At 44.3% G+C, this 17,031-nt stretch carries 16 protein-coding genes; 7 read left to right on the top strand and 9 right to left on the bottom strand.

Going from position 1 to position 17,031, the window contains the following annotated elements; genetic code table 11:
- Positions 1 to 113 precede the first annotated feature (113 nt).
- From NFHSH190041_RS06680 to queA, 6 genes are all read right to left on the bottom strand, one after another.
- Positions 114 to 2,270 (bottom strand): hypothetical protein, encoded by a 2,157-nt coding sequence (locus NFHSH190041_RS06680; RefSeq protein WP_261924485.1) that lies wholly within the window; start codon positions 2,268 to 2,270, stop codon positions 114 to 116.
- 179 nt (positions 2,271 to 2,449) lie between these two features.
- The gene (secF, locus tag NFHSH190041_RS06675) at positions 2,450 to 3,397 is read right to left on the bottom strand and encodes a protein translocase subunit SecF (protein ID WP_261924484.1); all 948 of its coding nucleotides are present in this window, start codon (positions 3,395 to 3,397) and stop codon (positions 2,450 to 2,452) included.
- 14 nt (positions 3,398 to 3,411) lie between these two features.
- Positions 3,412 to 5,265, bottom strand: coding sequence for a protein translocase subunit SecD (secD, locus tag NFHSH190041_RS06670; RefSeq protein WP_261924483.1), 1,854 nt, complete (start codon positions 5,263 to 5,265; stop codon positions 3,412 to 3,414).
- Positions 5,266 to 5,285: 20 nt separating this feature from the next.
- Positions 5,286 to 5,621, bottom strand: coding sequence for a preprotein translocase subunit YajC (gene yajC, locus NFHSH190041_RS06665; protein ID WP_261924482.1), 336 nt, complete (start codon positions 5,619 to 5,621; stop codon positions 5,286 to 5,288).
- A gap of 27 nt (positions 5,622 to 5,648) precedes the next feature.
- The gene (tgt, locus tag NFHSH190041_RS06660; RefSeq protein WP_261924481.1) at positions 5,649 to 6,773 is read right to left on the bottom strand and encodes a tRNA guanosine(34) transglycosylase Tgt; all 1,125 of its coding nucleotides are present in this window, start codon (positions 6,771 to 6,773) and stop codon (positions 5,649 to 5,651) included.
- A gap of 155 nt (positions 6,774 to 6,928) precedes the next feature.
- Positions 6,929 to 7,966, bottom strand: a complete 1,038-nt coding sequence (gene queA, locus NFHSH190041_RS06655; RefSeq protein ID WP_261924480.1) for a tRNA preQ1(34) S-adenosylmethionine ribosyltransferase-isomerase QueA — start codon at positions 7,964 to 7,966, stop codon at positions 6,929 to 6,931.
- A 437-nt stretch (positions 7,967 to 8,403) separates the two neighbouring features.
- Here queA and NFHSH190041_RS06650 point away from each other — a divergent pair, with 437 nt between their 5' ends.
- The 5 genes from NFHSH190041_RS06650 (at position 8,404) to NFHSH190041_RS06630 (ending at position 13,586) form a co-directional block, all read left to right on the top strand.
- Positions 8,404 to 8,997: an ACP phosphodiesterase gene (locus tag NFHSH190041_RS06650; RefSeq protein ID WP_261924479.1), complete on the top strand. Its 594-nt coding sequence runs from the start codon at positions 8,404 to 8,406 to the stop codon at positions 8,995 to 8,997.
- Positions 8,998 to 9,516 carry a protein disulfide oxidoreductase gene (locus NFHSH190041_RS06645; protein ID WP_261924478.1) on the top strand — a complete coding sequence of 173 codons (519 nt, stop codon included), beginning with the start codon at positions 8,998 to 9,000 and terminating at the stop codon, positions 9,514 to 9,516.
- Between the two features lie 77 nt (positions 9,517 to 9,593).
- Positions 9,594 to 10,247, top strand: coding sequence for an RluA family pseudouridine synthase (locus tag NFHSH190041_RS06640; protein WP_261924477.1), 654 nt, complete (start codon positions 9,594 to 9,596; stop codon positions 10,245 to 10,247).
- Between the two features lie 410 nt (positions 10,248 to 10,657).
- Positions 10,658 to 11,728 (top strand): CNNM domain-containing protein, encoded by a 1,071-nt coding sequence (locus tag NFHSH190041_RS06635; RefSeq protein ID WP_261925069.1) that lies wholly within the window; start codon positions 10,658 to 10,660, stop codon positions 11,726 to 11,728.
- 100 nt (positions 11,729 to 11,828) lie between these two features.
- A complete protein-coding gene (locus NFHSH190041_RS06630; protein ID WP_261924476.1) occupies positions 11,829 to 13,586 on the top strand; it encodes a bifunctional metallophosphatase/5'-nucleotidase in 1,758 nt (585 codons plus the stop codon).
- Positions 13,587 to 13,866: 280 nt separating this feature from the next.
- Here NFHSH190041_RS06630 and NFHSH190041_RS06625 read toward each other — a convergent pair whose 3' ends face one another.
- From NFHSH190041_RS06625 to NFHSH190041_RS06610, 3 genes are all read right to left on the bottom strand, one after another.
- Entirely contained in the window at positions 13,867 to 14,424 is a 558-nt protein-coding gene (locus NFHSH190041_RS06625) for a GNAT family N-acetyltransferase (protein ID WP_261924475.1), read from the bottom strand.
- Positions 14,425 to 14,493: 69 nt separating this feature from the next.
- The gene (locus tag NFHSH190041_RS06620) at positions 14,494 to 14,796 is read right to left on the bottom strand and encodes an NrfJ (protein WP_261924474.1); all 303 of its coding nucleotides are present in this window, start codon (positions 14,794 to 14,796) and stop codon (positions 14,494 to 14,496) included.
- 411 nt (positions 14,797 to 15,207) lie between these two features.
- On the bottom strand, positions 15,208 to 15,420 hold the full coding sequence (locus NFHSH190041_RS06610) for a DUF3820 family protein (RefSeq protein WP_261924472.1): 213 nt from the start codon (positions 15,418 to 15,420) through the stop codon (positions 15,208 to 15,210).
- 445 nt (positions 15,421 to 15,865) lie between these two features.
- On the opposite strand from NFHSH190041_RS06610, the gene NFHSH190041_RS06605 reads away from it, so the two are divergent.
- Positions 15,866 to 16,609 (top strand): AAA family ATPase, encoded by a 744-nt coding sequence (locus NFHSH190041_RS06605; RefSeq protein WP_261924471.1) that lies wholly within the window; start codon positions 15,866 to 15,868, stop codon positions 16,607 to 16,609.
- On the top strand, positions 16,569 to 16,958 hold the full coding sequence (locus NFHSH190041_RS06600; protein ID WP_261924470.1) for a hypothetical protein: 390 nt from the start codon (positions 16,569 to 16,571) through the stop codon (positions 16,956 to 16,958). The genes NFHSH190041_RS06605 and NFHSH190041_RS06600 overlap by 41 nt, the downstream gene beginning before the upstream one ends.
- Positions 16,959 to 17,031 lie beyond the last annotated feature (73 nt).

Genomic DNA, 17,031 nt, shown 5'->3' with positions numbered 1-17,031 from the left:
CTACGACTACAACAGGCTTCATCATCCGTAAACCGGCTGCAGAGTCAAGAACCAAAACAAATAAATAACAATTAAATAGTAAAAATACTCAATATCCTGAAATTCAAATAATTCTATTCTGAGATAGTCACTGCACTTTTTGCAGGATATAATTTTTCTATAGCGGGAGTCATTGCCTCATTATGACCTGACCACGTGTAAACATCGCCCCGATCTGTATGTATAGTGAAACCCATTTTATCTGCATAAATATACTGAACCTTACCTAATATTGATGAAGGTGATAAATCATCACTATCAATACCTGCACCAGTTTGCATAAATCCCCAAGAATAAATCTTAAAGCAGTCTACTTCACGATTTCTAACCGTTCTTGTTTTTACCCAGCATTTATTTTTTGAAAAACTGACAAAAGCATTCTCATTCGCCTTTAATAAATGGTTAGATGCTGGAATTGTTTTACCACTACCATAATCAAACCAACCTTCAAGCAAATGTCTACCATTTTCAATATCTTTATCAGTCACCAAAAATTTGATATCAATACCATCCCGAGTTTCACCATTAATATCCCATATTCCTCGCCATACGATTCGATGACCAGTACTAGTAATAGCAGTAAAATTATGGCTACTAGCTAACAAGTCAACGATAGGGTCAAAATTATTTATCCCATCATTCTGTAATAGTTTTTGGTGATTTATGTTTTCTGAGTAAATATTTCCTCCGGAAAACACACTGCCCCAAGTCCATACTTGTCCGTCATGCGTTAATCCAGCAAAAGCCCCATCAGTAGCAAATAAAGCCTTAAATTTATAACGATTAATATCAATTTCATGCCAAGTCATAATCTGAGCATCATCTTTGATAAACTGATAATTATACTTAAATTTATCTAATGCCCCCCATAATATCACTTTCCCTGTATCAGTTAAGGCTGCAAATGTCCCAGTAGTTGACACTAATTGCTGTATATTCTCTAATTGCTGTTTATCCAGTTTATTCCATTGCGCTAGAGACTGCTGACCCCAAACATAAACATTACCAAGATCAGTTAATATTGCAAAATCGTCTTCATTTCCTATTGATGAAAATTGTTTTACTACTCCAGATATTAACTTACAATTATTAACCTTATTTTTTTGAGTATTTTTATCAATTACACAGACTTTATTATCAATAGTTTCTAATAAAAATCCATTTTTGCTACCATAAACTGCATTATACTTATCTGCTGTTTGAAGTTTGCTATTATCTAGATGACCAAATTTTCCGCTAATATATACATCACCATTTTTGTCTAAACTAGCAAAAGCAGTTTTACTATTTGCAACCATTGCTATATCAGCATTTTGCAATGCGTCAAAAATATATTGATTTCCTGCAGCTCTAGTTTCTCCCCACGAATAAAAATGTCCTGCACTATCAATTACAGCAAAACCATAGTCATTTGTATAAATATTACGAATATTATGGTTCCATTCTGATTTAAACGCCCTTAAATAAGAAACATTTTTAGTCTTTTCTTTAACCTTGCTCCAGTAATACTCCTCAATAGTGCCATCACTAAATAGCGTTAACATCCCAATATTATTAGATATATGATTTATCGGAAAACGTTTAATAAACGTATTACTCACAGTATTAGAATATAGTTTACCATCTTCAACCCGAGCCATAATCGTAATTGGTTTAAGCTCTTCACCAGGTTTCAGGGTATAACTACATTGATCAGAAACCACCTGTCCATCAATTATCCACTGACAAAAATTCTGACGTTCAAGAGTAACTGATTGCTTGACCGAGACATAAACTTTTACCGTTTCTCCAGCTGCGTAATTAGCGGGAGAAAGATTAATTCCATCGATTTCAAGTGACGCTGCGGATTGTTTAATATTAGAGGGAGGAAATTGGGCTGCTGGTAAATCTTGACCGCCCGCAGAATTAGTTTGAGTATCAGGTGCCACTGGCACAGTAGGAATTAATTCCCTGTTGCTAACTGAATCATTATGAATAGTTGTTTTAGTTTTAGTTTGAGTTTCAGGCGCCGCTGGCACAATAGGAGCTAATTCCCCTTTACTAACTGAATCATCATGAATTGTTGTTTTTATTTGAGACTCAGGTGCTACTGGTACAATAGGAGCTAATTCCCTATTACTAACTGAACCATCATGAATAGTTTGTTTAGTTTCTCTAGAAGGTAAGAAAGTTTCTGATTCACTACCGCCACAACCTGTCAAAAAAAGAAATAAAATCAAATATACGCGCATAACACTCTAAACATGTTCAAAAGACGTGCAATAGTATCAGCATTCATACATATGTAAATATTTGTTCATCACGAAATTAGAAAAAATTTATATATAACTCTACCCTAAAATACCTTTAATACCTACAAAAACGCCCGCAATGGCGGGCGTTTTATTAACTCATTTGGGATATGCAAGGCTTAAGGCATGATTGAAGGCTGATCAGCACCTTCTTTTTCAATCTCAACCGGCATCATATGTTCACGATTTACCCCTAACTTCATCGCCAAATAACTGGCCACATAGATAGAAGAATAAGTACCAAACATAATCCCCAACAACAATGCTGTTGCGAAACCGTGGATCATGGTGCCGCCTTTCATGAACAGCGCCACAACGGTGATCAGCGTTGTACCTGTAGTAATGATGGTCCGGCTCATGGTCTGAGTAATAGAGGCGTTAATCACATCATAAGGTGTCGCTTTACGCATCTTCAGAAAGTTTTCCCGGATACGGTCATATACCACAATGGTATCGTTCAGCGAGTAACCAACTACGGTTAACACACCAGCCAACACAGTGAGGTCAAATTCCAATTGCAATAGGGAAAACACCCCTAAAGTCAGTACCACGTCGTGAGCCAACGAAGCAACAGCACCTGCTGCTAAGCGCCATTCAAAACGGAAAGAAACGTAAATCAAAATACAGATTAGTGCGACTAATACCGCTAAACCGCCCTGCTCTGCCAGCTCCTTACCAACTTGAGGCCCGACAAACTCAACTCGCTTTTGCACCACGGACCGATCAAGTTTCTGTGCTGCGGCCATCACATCAGCCACCTGCAACTCACTCTTAATACCAGTCTTAGCCTGCAAACGCACCAACACATCGCGAGTTGAACCAAAGTTCTGTACTACAGCACCACTGACACTGTCCTGGGTCAGATCTGCCCGCAGTGCAGGCAGATCAGCAGGCTTGGAAAAAGCCAACTCCACCACAGTACCGCCGGTAAAATCCAAGCCCCAATTAATCCCTCGCACACCAAGGCAAACCAGCGAAAGTACCACCAACACGGCAGACATAATACTGATTACCCGAGCATGTTTAAGGAAGTCGATGGTATTTTTAAATGCGGTTAATTGCATCATCTCATTCGTCTCCCTTAGATAGACAGTTTCTTCACGCGCTTACCACCCCAAATGGCGTTCACGATAGCACGTGTTCCCACAATGGCAGTAAACATGGAGGTGGCAATACCAATCATCAAGGTCACCGCAAAGCCTTTAATCGCCCCGGTGCCCACAGCAAACAGGATCAATGCTGTGATAAAGGTGGTAATGTTGGCATCCATAATAGTGGAAAACGCATTCTTATAACCTTCATTGATGGCCTGTTGCACGCTGCGTCCCGCGCGTAACTCTTCACGAATACGCTCGTAAATCAGCACGTTACCATCCACAGCCATCCCCACCGTCAATACCATACCTGCAATCCCCGGCAAGGTGAGCACCGCCCCTGGGATCATAGACATGATGCCAACAATCATCACCAAGTTAGCAACCAATGCCAAATTAGCAATCAAACCGAAAGCACGGTAGTACACCACCATAAAAATCAGCACAATTGCCATACCCCAAATCATGGCCTGCATTCCGGATTCGATATTGTGGGCACCCAAACTTGGACCAATGGTACGTTCTTCTACAATGGAGACGGGGGCAATCAGCGCACCGGCACGTAATAGTAGAGCTAAATTCTGTGATTCAGGATGAGACAGGCCGGTAATCACGAAGTTACGTCCCAGTCGAGCCTGAATGGTTGCGACTGAAATCACTTCTTCGATTTTCTTCATCTTGATGCTGCCATCAGGATTCTTTTCACCAGTGTCTTTATATTCAATGAACAAAGTCGCCATCGGCTTACCGATATTGTCTTTAGTCACATTGGAGAAAATAGTCCCACCTTTAGCATCCAGACCAATAGCAACTTGAGGACGGCTGTACTGATCAAAAGTTGGCTGGGCACTGGTGATATGATCACCGGTCAGCATCACTTCTTTTTTCAAGACCACAGGACCGCCACTACGGCGTTGATACAATTCACTGCCGGCCGGTACTCGGCCATTCGCTGCTGCTTGCAGATCAGCTCGCTCATCAACCATATGGAATTCAATCGATGCGGTCGCACCGAGAATTTCCTTGGCTCGGGCAGTATCCTGCACCCCTGGCAGCTCAACAATGATCCGATCAGAGCCCTGACGCTGTACCACAGGCTCAGCGACACCTAGCTCATTTACCCGGTTACGGATAGTGGTGATGTTCTGTTGCAGTGCTTCTTCTTTCACCTGCTTGAGATAAGCTTCACTCATGGTTGCCTGCAGCAGGAACTTACCATCAGCATCCTGCTCAGAAAACCCCATTTCATGACCATTACGGGAAGTCAGGAAGCTCTCTGCTTTATCCATGGTATCGGCATCACGGAAACGGATCTCAATACCATGAGCAGTACGATGGATCCCGGCGTAACGGATACGCTCTTCACGCAATTGGCTACGGAAATCAGCAATCTTAGCTTCTTCCATTTTGCGGATAGCTTCGCCCATATCCACTTCCATCAGGAAGTGCACACCGCCGCGAAGATCCAGACCCAGCTTCATTGGGCTACCACCCATATCTTCCAACCAACGAGGCGTGGCTGGAGCTAGGTTGAGGGCAACGGTATATTTGTCACCCAGCGCTTTAGCGATGGCTTCTTTGGCCGCCAATTGCTGATCGGCATTTTTTACCCGCACCAGTAATTGACCATTCTCCAGCTCAGAACGTTTGACTGTAATGCCATCTTTTGCCAACAGTTCACTGATCTTGCCCTGAGTTGCAGTAGTCACCGCGGCGCCGCGGGTGCCCACTACCTGCACTGCATGATCCTCACCAAAGAGGTTTGGCAATGCATAGAAAAAACCTACGGCGATGATCAACACCACCATAATGTTTTTCCACATTGGGTATTTATTTAACACACCTTTGCCCTCTTGGCTTATTACAGAGATTGAATAGAGCCTTTAGGCAATACCGCTGTGATATAATCCTTCTTAATGGTGATCTGAGTGCTGTCATTCAGACTCAGCACAACATAATCGCTATCAGCACCGAACTTGGCAATCTTGCCCAGAATACCACCACTGGTCAGTACTTCATCGCCTTTACCCAGTGCAGACATCAGGTTCTTGTGTTCTTTAACGCGCTTGGCCTGTGGACGGTAGATCATGAAATAAAAAATCAGGCCGAAAATCACCAGCATGAAAATCAGTTCCATGGTGCCGCCACTTTGTGGTGTACCGGCTGCAGCGTTGGCGTATGCATTTGAAATGAACATAGGTCTTCTCTTCTTATTGGTAAATAATTAATCAACTAATTCAGGAACTTCGCGGCCTTGACTGGTATAGAAGTCTTCTACGAAGGCATCTAATGTACCTGCATCGATCGCACCGCGCAAACCTTCCATAAGACGCTGATAATAACGCAGGTTATGAATGGTATTGAGACGCGCGCCCAGAATTTCATTACAGCGATCCAAATGGTACAGGTACGCCCGTGAATAGTTTTTACAGGTGTAGCAATCGCACTTGGCATCTAAAGGTGAAGTGTCATCACGGTGACGCGCATTGCGGATCTTGATAACCCCTTCAGTGGTAAACAGGTGACCGTTACGGGCATTACGGGTCGGCATGACACAGTCAAACATATCAACACCGCGACGTACGCCTTCAACCAAATCTTCCGGTTTACCGACTCCCATCAAATAACGTGGCTTCTCAGCTGGGATTTGTGGACAGACATGCTCCAAAATTCGGTGCATATCCGCTTTTGGTTCACCCACAGCCAAACCACCGATAGCATAGCCATCAAAGCCAATTTCCAGCAGCCCTTTCAGACTCTCATCACGCAAGTCTTCATATACACTGCCCTGAATAATCCCGAACAGTGAATTAGGGTTTTCCAAGCGATCAAACTCATCACGAGAGCGCTTTGCCCAACGCAGAGACATCTGCATGGATTTACGCGCTTCATCTTCTGTCGCTGGGTATGGTGTACATTCATCGAAAATCATCACCACATCAGAACCCAGTGAGTGCTGGATCTGCATGGATTTTTCCGCATCCATAAAGATTTTTTCACCATTGATTGGCGAGCGGAAATGCACCCCTTCTTCAGTGATTTTACGGATATCACCCAGACTGAATACCTGAAAGCCGCCCGAATCGGTCAGAATAGGACGAGGCCAATTCATAAAGTCATGCAAATCACCATGTTTACGCATGATCTCTTCACCTGGACGCAACCACAGGTGGAATGTGTTACCCAGCAGGATATCCGCACCAGTAGCGCGAACCTCTTCCGGGGTCATACCTTTAACAGTACCGTAAGTCCCCACAGGCATAAATGCCGGGGTTTCTACCGTGCCACGTTCAAATACCAGGCGTCCACGTCGCGCTCGGCCACAAGTTTTATCCAGTTCAAATTTCATTGCTTACCTCGCCAGAGAAACAGTCTGACAACATTGTTGAATAATAAAGAAATAAGGGCAAAAATTGCCGCTTCAAGTGCTGTAATAGCAAAAAGCCCATCCGGATGCCGGTAATATGGCATTTCCGGACGGGCATTTTAAATCAAAATCGCCGTCTATTGGGTCTTTTTAGTCACAAACATTGCATCGCCATAGCTGAAGAAGCGGTATTTTTGCTCAATCGCGTGGCGGTAGGCATGCATCACATGATCAAATCCGGCAAATGCACTCACCAACATGATCAATGTTGACTCTGGTAAGTGGAAGTTGGTCACCATGGCATCCACGACCTGAAATTGATACCCAGGGTAAATAAAAATATCCGTATCGCCACTAAAGGCCGCTAATGGTCCTTGGCTGGCTCGAGCAGCACTTTCCAATGAGCGTACAGATGTGGTACCCACCGCAATCACTCGTTTACCTGCCGCTTTAGTGGCATGAATTTGTTCAACCACATCGGCAGGGACATTCACCCACTCAGAGTGCATCTTGTGCTCAAGAACATCATCAACCCGCACAGGTTGGAAGGTACCAGCACCAACGTGCAATGTCACAAAAGCCATATTCACGCCTTTGTCTTTCAGTGCCGCGAGCATGGCATCATCAAAGTGCAGCCCCGCCGTTGGCGCAGCGACAGCGCCGGGATTTTGGTTATAAACGGTCTGATAACGCTCTTTGTCCGCATCATCATCTGGCCGATCAATGTATGGTGGCAGAGGCATATGCCCTACCGCTTCCAAAACTTCCAAAATCGTCAGTTCGGATTGGAGCTCCAATTCAAACAGTGCATCATGGCGGGCCAACATCACCATGTGGTAACCGCCATCTAAGTGGATTTCAGCCCCTTCTTTAGGGGATTTTGAGCTACGGACATGCGCCAAAATACGCTTATCATCCAACATCCGCTCAACCAAAATCTCCAGCTTGCCGCCGGTAGCTTTCTGCCCGAATAAACGCGCGGGGATCACTCGAGTATTATTGAACACCATTAAATCGCCAGGCTCGATCATCGCCAGCAAATCAGTGAAATGTTTATCAGCTACCGCCCCACTGTTGCCATCCAGGGTCAGCAATCTGGACGCTGTCCGCTCGGCCATGGGATAACGGGCAATCAGCTCATCAGGGAGCTCAAAAGAAAAATCTGCTACGCGCATCGAAAATCTCAGCTTGGCTTGAAACGGCGGCCAGTCTATTAGCACCGTCGATTAAGATCAAGAACCTGACAAGCAAGGACCTGTACCGAACCACTAGAAAATTACCAATCAAAGCGCAATTTGATGCCAATACACACGAATTTTCCGCCCATAGGCTTAGATTCACCCTGCCGAGATGATCATTTATCACGCATAAAGATGAGCAATGATTAATGATTTATGCGCTGTCACATCCAACATTGTCCCATCAGCACCACTCGTACAACCCGCGCTAAGCTAATGCCTGAGTATACTGGCTAAACACAATCAAACGACACATATTAAGTGGCTAGCGCCAACACCCTCATATGCGCAAAACCAAATAGATAATTAACCGCCTCTATGCCAGAATGCGCGGTTATGCTACCTTTGTGCCACGATTTCACTGATACCCTATTATGAATTTTCTTGCTCATCTTCATCTGGCAGATAATAGTCAGACTAGCTTGGCCGGCAACCTTGCCGGTGATTTTGCCAAAGGTGATATTGCCGCTTACGCCAAACCCCTGCAGCAAGGGATCTGGCTTCACCGTCAAATAGATCAATTAACGGATGATCATGAAATCACGCGGGAGCTTATCCGTCAGTTTCCGAAGAAATACCAGCGCATTGCACCAATTTTGGCAGATTTAGCCTTTGACCATATGCTGGCTCGTTATTGGGATGAGTATCATCATCTCACCCTGGATGCTTTTTGCCGCCAGGCTTATACAGATTTAGCCCAAAACACAGGCTTACCGGATAAATTGGCAGAAATGGTGCCACTGATGGCCAAACATCAATTACTGCAAAGTTACCAAAAACGGGCCGGACTCAATGAAGCGATATACCGGGTCAGTAAACGTTTTTCCAAACCTGAGCTTTTCACCGGAGCAGATAAAACGCTAAAGCAAATGGATATCGATATTGAAATTGCCTTTCGAACCTTATATCCCCAATTGATGGCCTATAGCCGTATTCTGTCGCGCAAAACCCCGTCGGAGTATCTGTAAGTGAGTAATCCCTACACTCGACAAGAAAATATCGGGGCCTTTTGGCGCAAGCACCTGCGTGATGCGATTATCATCATCATCGGCATTTATCTGGTATTTATGTTCCTGCAGCGGGATATGGCTTCCGGCGAAGCGCCGCCACTAGGGGGCGAAACTATCCAGCGCAATTATGTGCACCTCGCTGAAGAAGGCACTTATTTGGTGTATTTCTGGGGCAGTTGGTGCCCATCGTGTAAAGTGACGACAGCTGCGATTAATGACCTTAGCCGGCAATACAATGTCATCTCAGTTGCTATTGAGTCCGGAACGCGAGCTGAGCAGATGCAATATATGCGTAAGCACCATTATGCTTTTCCTGTGTTAGAAGCGACCCCGGAGATAACCGCACAATGGGGGGCAGATCGCCTTCCGGCGATCTTTATTATCAGTAATGGTAAAATTCGCTTCAAAACGATGGGCGTGACCAGCAGTTGGGGACTGTCATTTCGACTATGGCTAACGCAATTGTTATATAGCTAAGCGGTAAAATCTGGCAATCAACCCCGGCTTACGTTTAAAATTCCGCGGTTTTTATCCCAGATAACTCCGGAGCACCTATGCAGATCTTTGACTATCATCCACCCGCCATACCCTGGCTGGATATTCGATATGTGGATGATGATATGATCGTGATATCTAAACCCTCCGGGCTGCTATCCAATCCAGGACGGGCAGCAGTCACCCATGATTGCGCCCTGACCCGTCTGCAGCAACGCTATCCCGAAGCCATTTTGGTACATCGCCTTGACTGCGCCACATCTGGCATCATGGTCTTTGCCCGTCATAAGCAAGCCGAATCTTGGCTAAAAACCCAATTTCAAGATCGGTTAAGTGAAAAAGTGTATATTGCTGAAGTCAGTGGTCACTTCCCGCAAGCAAAAGGCACGATCAATCTTCCTTTACTGCCAGATCCTGACAAAAGACCACTACAAAAGATTGATGAGAAAGGGAAAAGTGCGATTACAGACTTTCGCGTATTAGCGCATCGTCCAGACTCAACCCTGATGCAACTGACCCCCCATACCGGCCGGACCCATCAACTCAGAGTCCATATGTTAGCAATGGGTCATGTCATTTTAGGCGATGATTTCTATGGCGATGCCAACTGTATTCAGGCGCGGCCAAGATTATGTCTCCATGCCCAACAGCTAAGTATTCGTCACCCTAAAACCCAACAATTGATGGTGTTTACCAGTTCGCATCCATTTTAACCCCAACGTTGAGTAACTAAGGGCGTTATACGGGCAATTTGGCCAATCAGTTGTCAGTGTTACTGGCAGCTGATAACCCTATCATCTGATTCTTAACCCAATGCGCAGTCCTCATGGCATCTTCAATGCATATTGACTCCCCCTATTGAATCAAAAGCATAAGACTTAATCTCAGCCCCACTGCGCCAGAATAATCTCCCTTTTCGCTATCACCACCACCGCATTGTGCCAATAACGGCTGTAACAATAATTATCAGCATATTGAATTTATTAGCTTTTTATAAAAATTTTCACAGATGTGAACTTGATTCAGATATTTCTCAGTAATTTATCAGCAGCAGCAAAAGACTGTGATAGAATCGGTTTGGGTCACTGTCGGCCTAGAGTACGGAGTTGTAATTCCACCCCCTATGTTAACCCTCATACTTATCGTCATCGTCGCTGTCGGTGTGTCATTCCTGTGCAGTGTGTTCGAAGCGGTTCTGTTGTCTGTTACCCCAAGTTATATTGCCAACCTTGAGCAACATAATCCCAAGGCGGCAGCACGCCTGAGAAAACAAAAAGAAAACGTTGAATCACCACTGGTGTCTATTCTGACCCTAAATACCATTGCCCATACTGTTGGTGCTGCTGTGGCGGGTGCCCAGGCCGCTAAAGTATTTGGCGATGACATGCTGGGGGTCTTTTCCGGGGTGTTAACCTTTATCATTCTGTTCTTCTCAGAAATTATTCCTAAAACCATAGGGGCTAACTACTGGCGTGCACTGGCGCCCAGTGTCACCCATGCTCTGGTGTGGATGGAGCGACTAACGCTACCGTTAATCTGGATGTCTCAGCAGGTAACTAAACTGATGGGTAAAGGCGATGAAGGCCAATATATTCGTCAGGAAATGAGTGCCATGGCTCGAATCGGTGAAGAGTCCGGCGAGCTGGATGCTCAAGAGTCTAAAATTTTGACACAGATGCTAACCGTGCGAGATATGCCAGTCACCGCGATTATGACACCTCGCACAGTGATGTTTTCTCTGCCAGTTAATATGACACAACATGATTTTGTTAGCCGTTATATGAGTAAACCTTTTACCCGTATTCCGGTCTTTGCCAAAGATCATGATGATATTGTCGGTTATGTTAACCGCACCGATATTCTGCTTGCAGAGCGAGATACACCACAAGCGACGCTAAACTCACTGAAAAAGAGTTTGCTGGCCGTACCGGAAACCGCAAAAATTCTGCCATTGTTTGAGCTGATGATTAAACGCAATACCCAAATTGCTATGGTGGTTGATGAATATGGTTCCGGGTTGGGTATTGTGACCCAAGAAGACATTATCGAATCTATGCTGGGTTTGGAAATTGTTGACTTAAATGATCCCGCAACAGATATGCAGCAGTTGGCCAGAAAATTGTGGAAACGCCGCATGAAAGATAAAGGTATTCGCTTATCCGATAACGGGGATTTTGAAACTGTAACGGAATAACCGTTAAGCAATACTAAAAAAAGGAGCTGAGGCTCCTTTTTTGATCTCTGCGGTGCCCGCTGAAATAATGCTACAATCCTCAGCCTGAGAGAGGAAGATTATGCCCGATACACTGACCCTAAAATTGGCTCATATTAACGATACCCATTCCCATTTTGAGCCAAGTCGCATCCAATTTACCCTAAATCATCAACATGAGCCGCAACCAATTTATGTTCATACTGGCGGCTGCGCCAGAATCAAAGCCCAGCTAGATAAAGCTCGCAACCAAGCAGAACAAAGTGGACAGGAATTTATTTTTTTGCACGGTGGCGACAGCTTCCAAGGTACTCTGTATTTTCGAGAGTTTCAGGGAGAAGCTAATGCGACACTGCTAAATCAATTGCAACCGGTTGCCATGGTACTAGGCAACCATGAAATCGACGGCGGTAATGGCCCAGTAAGGGAGTTTCTTGATCGGATCAACTTTCCTTTGCTAGCCGGTAATATGGATCTCACTGCTGAACCTGATTCAGCTATGGCATTAAAAGGCCATAAAAATTTGAAATATTTTCAGCCAGAAGATCAATGCGCAGATGTGATCATCCGGGAATATCAAGGCACACAAGTCGCCATTTTCGGTATTACATTGGATATGATGCGAGATATTGCCCGCCCAGATCCTGGTACAGAATTCATTAATGCCCAGCAAGTCACTCAAAATACGATGGCTAAATTGCACCAGCAAGGCATTGTGCACATCATCGTGCTGAGCCACCTTGGTTTACCTGCCGATAAAATGCTAGCCGAACAAGTAGATGGCATCAGTTTGATTGTTGGTGGCCACAGTCATACCTTACAAGGTGACTTTTCCGCCCTAGGGCTATCAAATATCCCTTATGGTGCTATGGTCAATGGCACACCTATCGTCCATGCAGGGAAATATTCAGAAACCCTAGGGCTGGCTGATATTACCTTTGATCACCTTGGTCGAGTAACACATCTGACTGGCAATAACTATTTTATGCTCAGCCGAGAATTTAGCCGCAAAAATGGCCAGCCATTCAGCCAAAGTGAACATGAGGCTATCGTCAAGCAGCTACAGCAACAAAATGGGATCCTTTGGGATGATGAAGACGCGACTATAGCCCAACTGATCCAGACCCGTTACCGCCCGAGTATTGATGCCTTGGAAAACCAGATTATCGCTCTGGTTCCAAATGAATTAGTACACAGTCGCCTACCGAGCAAACTGCTGCCCAATGGCAGTCAGCTTGCACCTTGGGTTGGGCGCGCTATGTACAAAGCGGCCAAACAACAAGACAACAGAATCGATTTTGCGCTACATAATGCCGGGGGAGTTAGGCAATCGCTTTCTTCCGGCGCATTATCCATGGCCGATGTGCTTGGCCGCATGCTGCCCTTCGAACTCCCCTTGGTCACCTATCAGATCCGCGGCCGTTTTCTCTACGAAGTTTTAGAGTCAGCAATCAATGCCGCTACCAATAACAGTGTAGTAGGCACTGGCACCGGTAGTTTCCCTTATACCTACGGACTAAGATACAGCTATGACGGACGTAAACCCATAGGGCAGCGGATCACAAAGTTAGAAGTGATGCAGCAAAAACAGTGGCGACCGCTGCAGCCTGACAGCCTCTATACCGGCGTATCCACCACTTATACTGCGGCGGGAAAAGAAGGCTATCAGCCACTACTGCAGATGGAATGGAGCCAAATTATGTCCTGTACAACCCTGCCAGGTGCTTTTGCTCATTTCGTCACAGACGCAGATGCGTGGCAAGAGCCGCTGCCACCCAATGTGCATTACACTAGCCATATGACCACAACAGAGCCAACGGCGCAGTTAACAGAAAAATGATGGCAATGGTACGCCGCTCTACAGTCTGAGCGCCACTCTATCACATCGTTTCCCTACTCACTTTGCACTTTATCGATGTGATGGAGGCTTACGCTCACCAGAGACGGGGGAGAAAAACTTATATCTACGATGAAAAATATTGCTATCGAGGATTATGAGCGAGAACCTAATTTCTAGCCGCTGCAGGCAATGATAAAGCCTAGATATCGAGTAAAATAATTGATAATTAGTTTCAGCAATAACAACTAAAAAAGCGCTTTAACATAACCGGCACTGACTATCACTCACTCGCCGACTGTAACTGACAGCGCATAAAAAAGCCTGGCAGCATCTGACCGGATTTTGGCTGGTAACTTTTATAGCAAAGTTCAAAGCCACCCGATTCGAATAATGGGCGGGACAAATATGATGCATCCACGGTGAGCTCTAGATAGCCCTGCTGTTTAGCCCATTTCTTCGCTGTAGCAAACAATGCCAGAGCCAACCCTTTTCCTTGATATGCCGGATGAAGGTAAAGACTATCAATATAACCCCGACTGAAATAATGGGTTTCAACATTGATAAAACCACAACATAAAGGAGCGGCCAATGGTTTTATGGGCGCAAAATCCAGCACAACCCAAGTTTGACTACGGCTCAGCCGCAAATGCCAATAACGACTTGAACGAGGCTGATAGGACCAAGCTTTAAGTTGCGCATCAGAATAATGTCGTGAACTGATCCCTTGTACCGCTAAATGAAACAATAAACTAATTTGCGCCGCATATTGCTTTTGGTAAGGCACGACCCGAAAACGGGGCAAAATACTGTCAGATGGTAAGTTACACTGCATTTCCATATTAAGGTCCCAAACAACAGAAAAAACAAACCCCGGACAAGCCGGGGTCTGTCATCAACTATCAGTATATTACAGCTTATTGATTTTACCGACGAACAACAGATCTTTAAACGTACGGTTCAAGGTTTTACTGTGGAAGTTTTTCATCCAGCCAGCCCCTGTCATAGAGACCTTTTCCCCTTTTTTGACTTCAACTTGAGGTCCCGCAGCCCAAATGGTTTTATCGCCATCTTGAATTTGAACATAGGTATAACCACCACTGTTCATGGTATCCAAGATTTTACCTTCATGCAGTGTACCAGTAGCCCAGGCCGACATAGAACCGAGAGAAAACAATGCGGCAGCTGCCAACGTCAGAATTTTTGATTTCATTACATTACCCGTGGTAACAACAAAAGAAGCGGTATTTAAGCATGAATGCAATCACATTTCCGCTACCCATCCGACAAAATATGCTATCTAAATAATAGATTAGACACTGCATAGACTAAGGTTTGTTGACCTTTCGCGAGTGAATTTTGTTCAAAGCAAAAACGTTTTAATCGCGGCGAGTGGTTTACGGCCTAGCTATTCTAAGCAAGAATCGCTCAACAAAGCGTAAACCACTTTTAGCCGAACCCTTTGGCCAGCGTTTGAGCCTTATTTCTACTGCGTTATCGCCTTATCAGGTAACGCAACTACCTATCAAAGCTTCTGCCTTGTATAAAGACCCCTCAAATCGCTGCAAAAACAAACTTGAAAGGTCAACAGGCTCTAGAAACCCTCACGTTCATTAGGTCATTTTCATCTCTGCAATAACGGCATAAATGTCGCTTCTAAACCGTTCAGTTTTATCTCATAGATAAGAGCTAATTGCTCCCCCAGTTTTCCATCTGGAAACCCCTGCTTATGAAACCAGACTAAATAAGGCTCAGGCAATAATAATAAAGGACGCCCAGCATATTTACCAAAGGGCATAATGGAATTAACTGCTGCAACTATCTGCTGCTCGTGCATAATTTCACTCTCAACGTATATTGAAATAAAAAACTCAATGGTTATAAAACAATAATACCTATTTATTGTTTACTGGGTCACCTATGCAGTTCTAGTTCAGCATCTTATTGATGTTCTTTTTAAGAACAATTTATCATGAAAATCTAAGATTTATTCCTACCTCTCATAGTAGGATATGAAAATCATCAGCTTCAACTGACTCTTTTATATCTCTGTGCTAACACTATTGACACCAACAGATGTAATAGCCTGATTTTTAATACGATTAGCTGTGATTTAAATAACGTCAAAAAATTTACATACTCTTTAGAAAATAACATTTTCGGCTCGACGTTAATATCCCGACATCTGCCAATAATTCGGCTTTTGCGGCCTGAACAAAAGCCAACTACATTCTGTTTGCAGCAGATAAAACACAAAAAATTGTATGGCAGGGAGATAAGCGATGATAGTGCTAGTCGGCGGAGAAAAAGGCGGCAGCGGTAAAAGTTGTTTGGCACAGAATCTTGCTGTCTATTTTGCGACAGAACAAAAGCTATCCGTCATTATGGTAGATTGTGATCCGCAAAGGACCACTTCAGACTGGATCCAAGCCCGCAACAATAACCCTAATCTACAAGGGATCAACTGCGTACAACTCTACGGCAAAATACGTAATGATTTGCTTAGTCTAGCGCAACATTATGACTGTATCTTAGTTGACTGCGGTGGACAGGATAATTTAGCACTACGTGCCAGCATGTCTGTGGCAACCCATGTACTTATGCCCCTGAGACCTAAACGACGGGACTTAAAAACCGTGAATCATATGGATGATGTTGTCGCTACCTGTATGATGATAAATCCAACAATGAAGGCTGCATTTGTCTTCACCCAATGCCCCAATCTCCCGAATCAAGCCAAACGCATACTCGAAGCAAAAGAAGTATGCCGCACGTACGATATCCATGTTTTGGATGCGATCACCCACAGCCGCAACATCTATGATGATAGCGAAGAATCTGGAATGTCTGTACTGGAATTAGAACCAGATGGCAAAGCCGCCACAGAAATACGCGGCATCGCTCGCGAACTGCTAGCAGTACAACCAGAGCAATCGATAAATAATTTTCAATCATCAATGCAAGATAACAACCAAGGAGCACCCTATGGGGATGGCCGATCTGAAGAAAAACGCCGCGTCGGCTAAGCCCGTAATGACTGTCATCTCTGCAGATACCTTCATCAACCAAGCTCAACATTATGCCAATGGCATAAATAACATAGACGAGTCGAATTACCATGAAGGAGAGCAAATTTTCTTCAGCAACTACAAACAGATAAGCCAACGACTTCACGTACAAAAACAGGCTAGCCTAAAAGCTTTTAGCACCTTTAAATCCGACTCAAAAAAAGGAAAAACACGTAATGCAACATTTTCACTGGACGAGGCAAGTATTATTAAATTAGCTAACTTGGCTCAATACCAGAAATTACCAAAATCAAAGCTACTGAGAATATTAATTGCTGTTCATTATAATGATGTAATGGATAATTAATAATTAATAATTAATAATTAATAATTAAAACTTTAACGGTTTCCCAATACCGACAGATTCTCCCTCCCAACTT

Source organism: Shewanella sp. NFH-SH190041, from assembly GCF_024363255.1.
In the GTDB taxonomy this organism is placed as follows: domain Bacteria; phylum Pseudomonadota; class Gammaproteobacteria; order Enterobacterales; family Shewanellaceae; genus Shewanella.
This window is presented reverse-complemented; position numbering and strand designations above follow the sequence as displayed.

Coding starts and splice junctions, on each gene's coding strand:
- NFHSH190041_RS06600 (WP_261924470.1), top strand. CDS start 16,569: ATGGGGATGGCCGATCTGAAGAAAAACGCCGCGTCGGCTAAGCCCGTA.
- tgt (WP_261924481.1), bottom strand. CDS start 6,773: ATGAAATTTGAACTGGATAAAACTTGTGGCCGAGCGCGACGTGGACGC.
- NFHSH190041_RS06610 (WP_261924472.1), bottom strand. CDS start 15,420: ATGCACGAGCAGCAGATAGTTGCAGCAGTTAATTCCATTATGCCCTTT.
- secF (WP_261924484.1), bottom strand. CDS start 3,397: ATGATGCAATTAACCGCATTTAAAAATACCATCGACTTCCTTAAACAT.
- NFHSH190041_RS06635 (WP_261925069.1), top strand. CDS start 10,658: ATGTTAACCCTCATACTTATCGTCATCGTCGCTGTCGGTGTGTCATTC.
- NFHSH190041_RS06680 (WP_261924485.1), bottom strand. CDS start 2,270: ATGCGCGTATATTTGATTTTATTTCTTTTTTTGACAGGTTGTGGCGGT.
- NFHSH190041_RS06620 (WP_261924474.1), bottom strand. CDS start 14,796: ATGAAATCAAAAATTCTGACGTTGGCAGCTGCCGCATTGTTTTCTCTC.
- NFHSH190041_RS06630 (WP_261924476.1), top strand. CDS start 11,829: ATGCCCGATACACTGACCCTAAAATTGGCTCATATTAACGATACCCAT.
- NFHSH190041_RS06640 (WP_261924477.1), top strand. CDS start 9,594: ATGCAGATCTTTGACTATCATCCACCCGCCATACCCTGGCTGGATATT.
- yajC (WP_261924482.1), bottom strand. CDS start 5,621: ATGTTCATTTCAAATGCATACGCCAACGCTGCAGCCGGTACACCACAA.
- NFHSH190041_RS06650 (WP_261924479.1), top strand. CDS start 8,404: ATGAATTTTCTTGCTCATCTTCATCTGGCAGATAATAGTCAGACTAGC.
- queA (WP_261924480.1), bottom strand. CDS start 7,966: ATGCGCGTAGCAGATTTTTCTTTTGAGCTCCCTGATGAGCTGATTGCC.
- NFHSH190041_RS06605 (WP_261924471.1), top strand. CDS start 15,866: ATGATAGTGCTAGTCGGCGGAGAAAAAGGCGGCAGCGGTAAAAGTTGT.
- NFHSH190041_RS06625 (WP_261924475.1), bottom strand. CDS start 14,424: ATGGAAATGCAGTGTAACTTACCATCTGACAGTATTTTGCCCCGTTTT.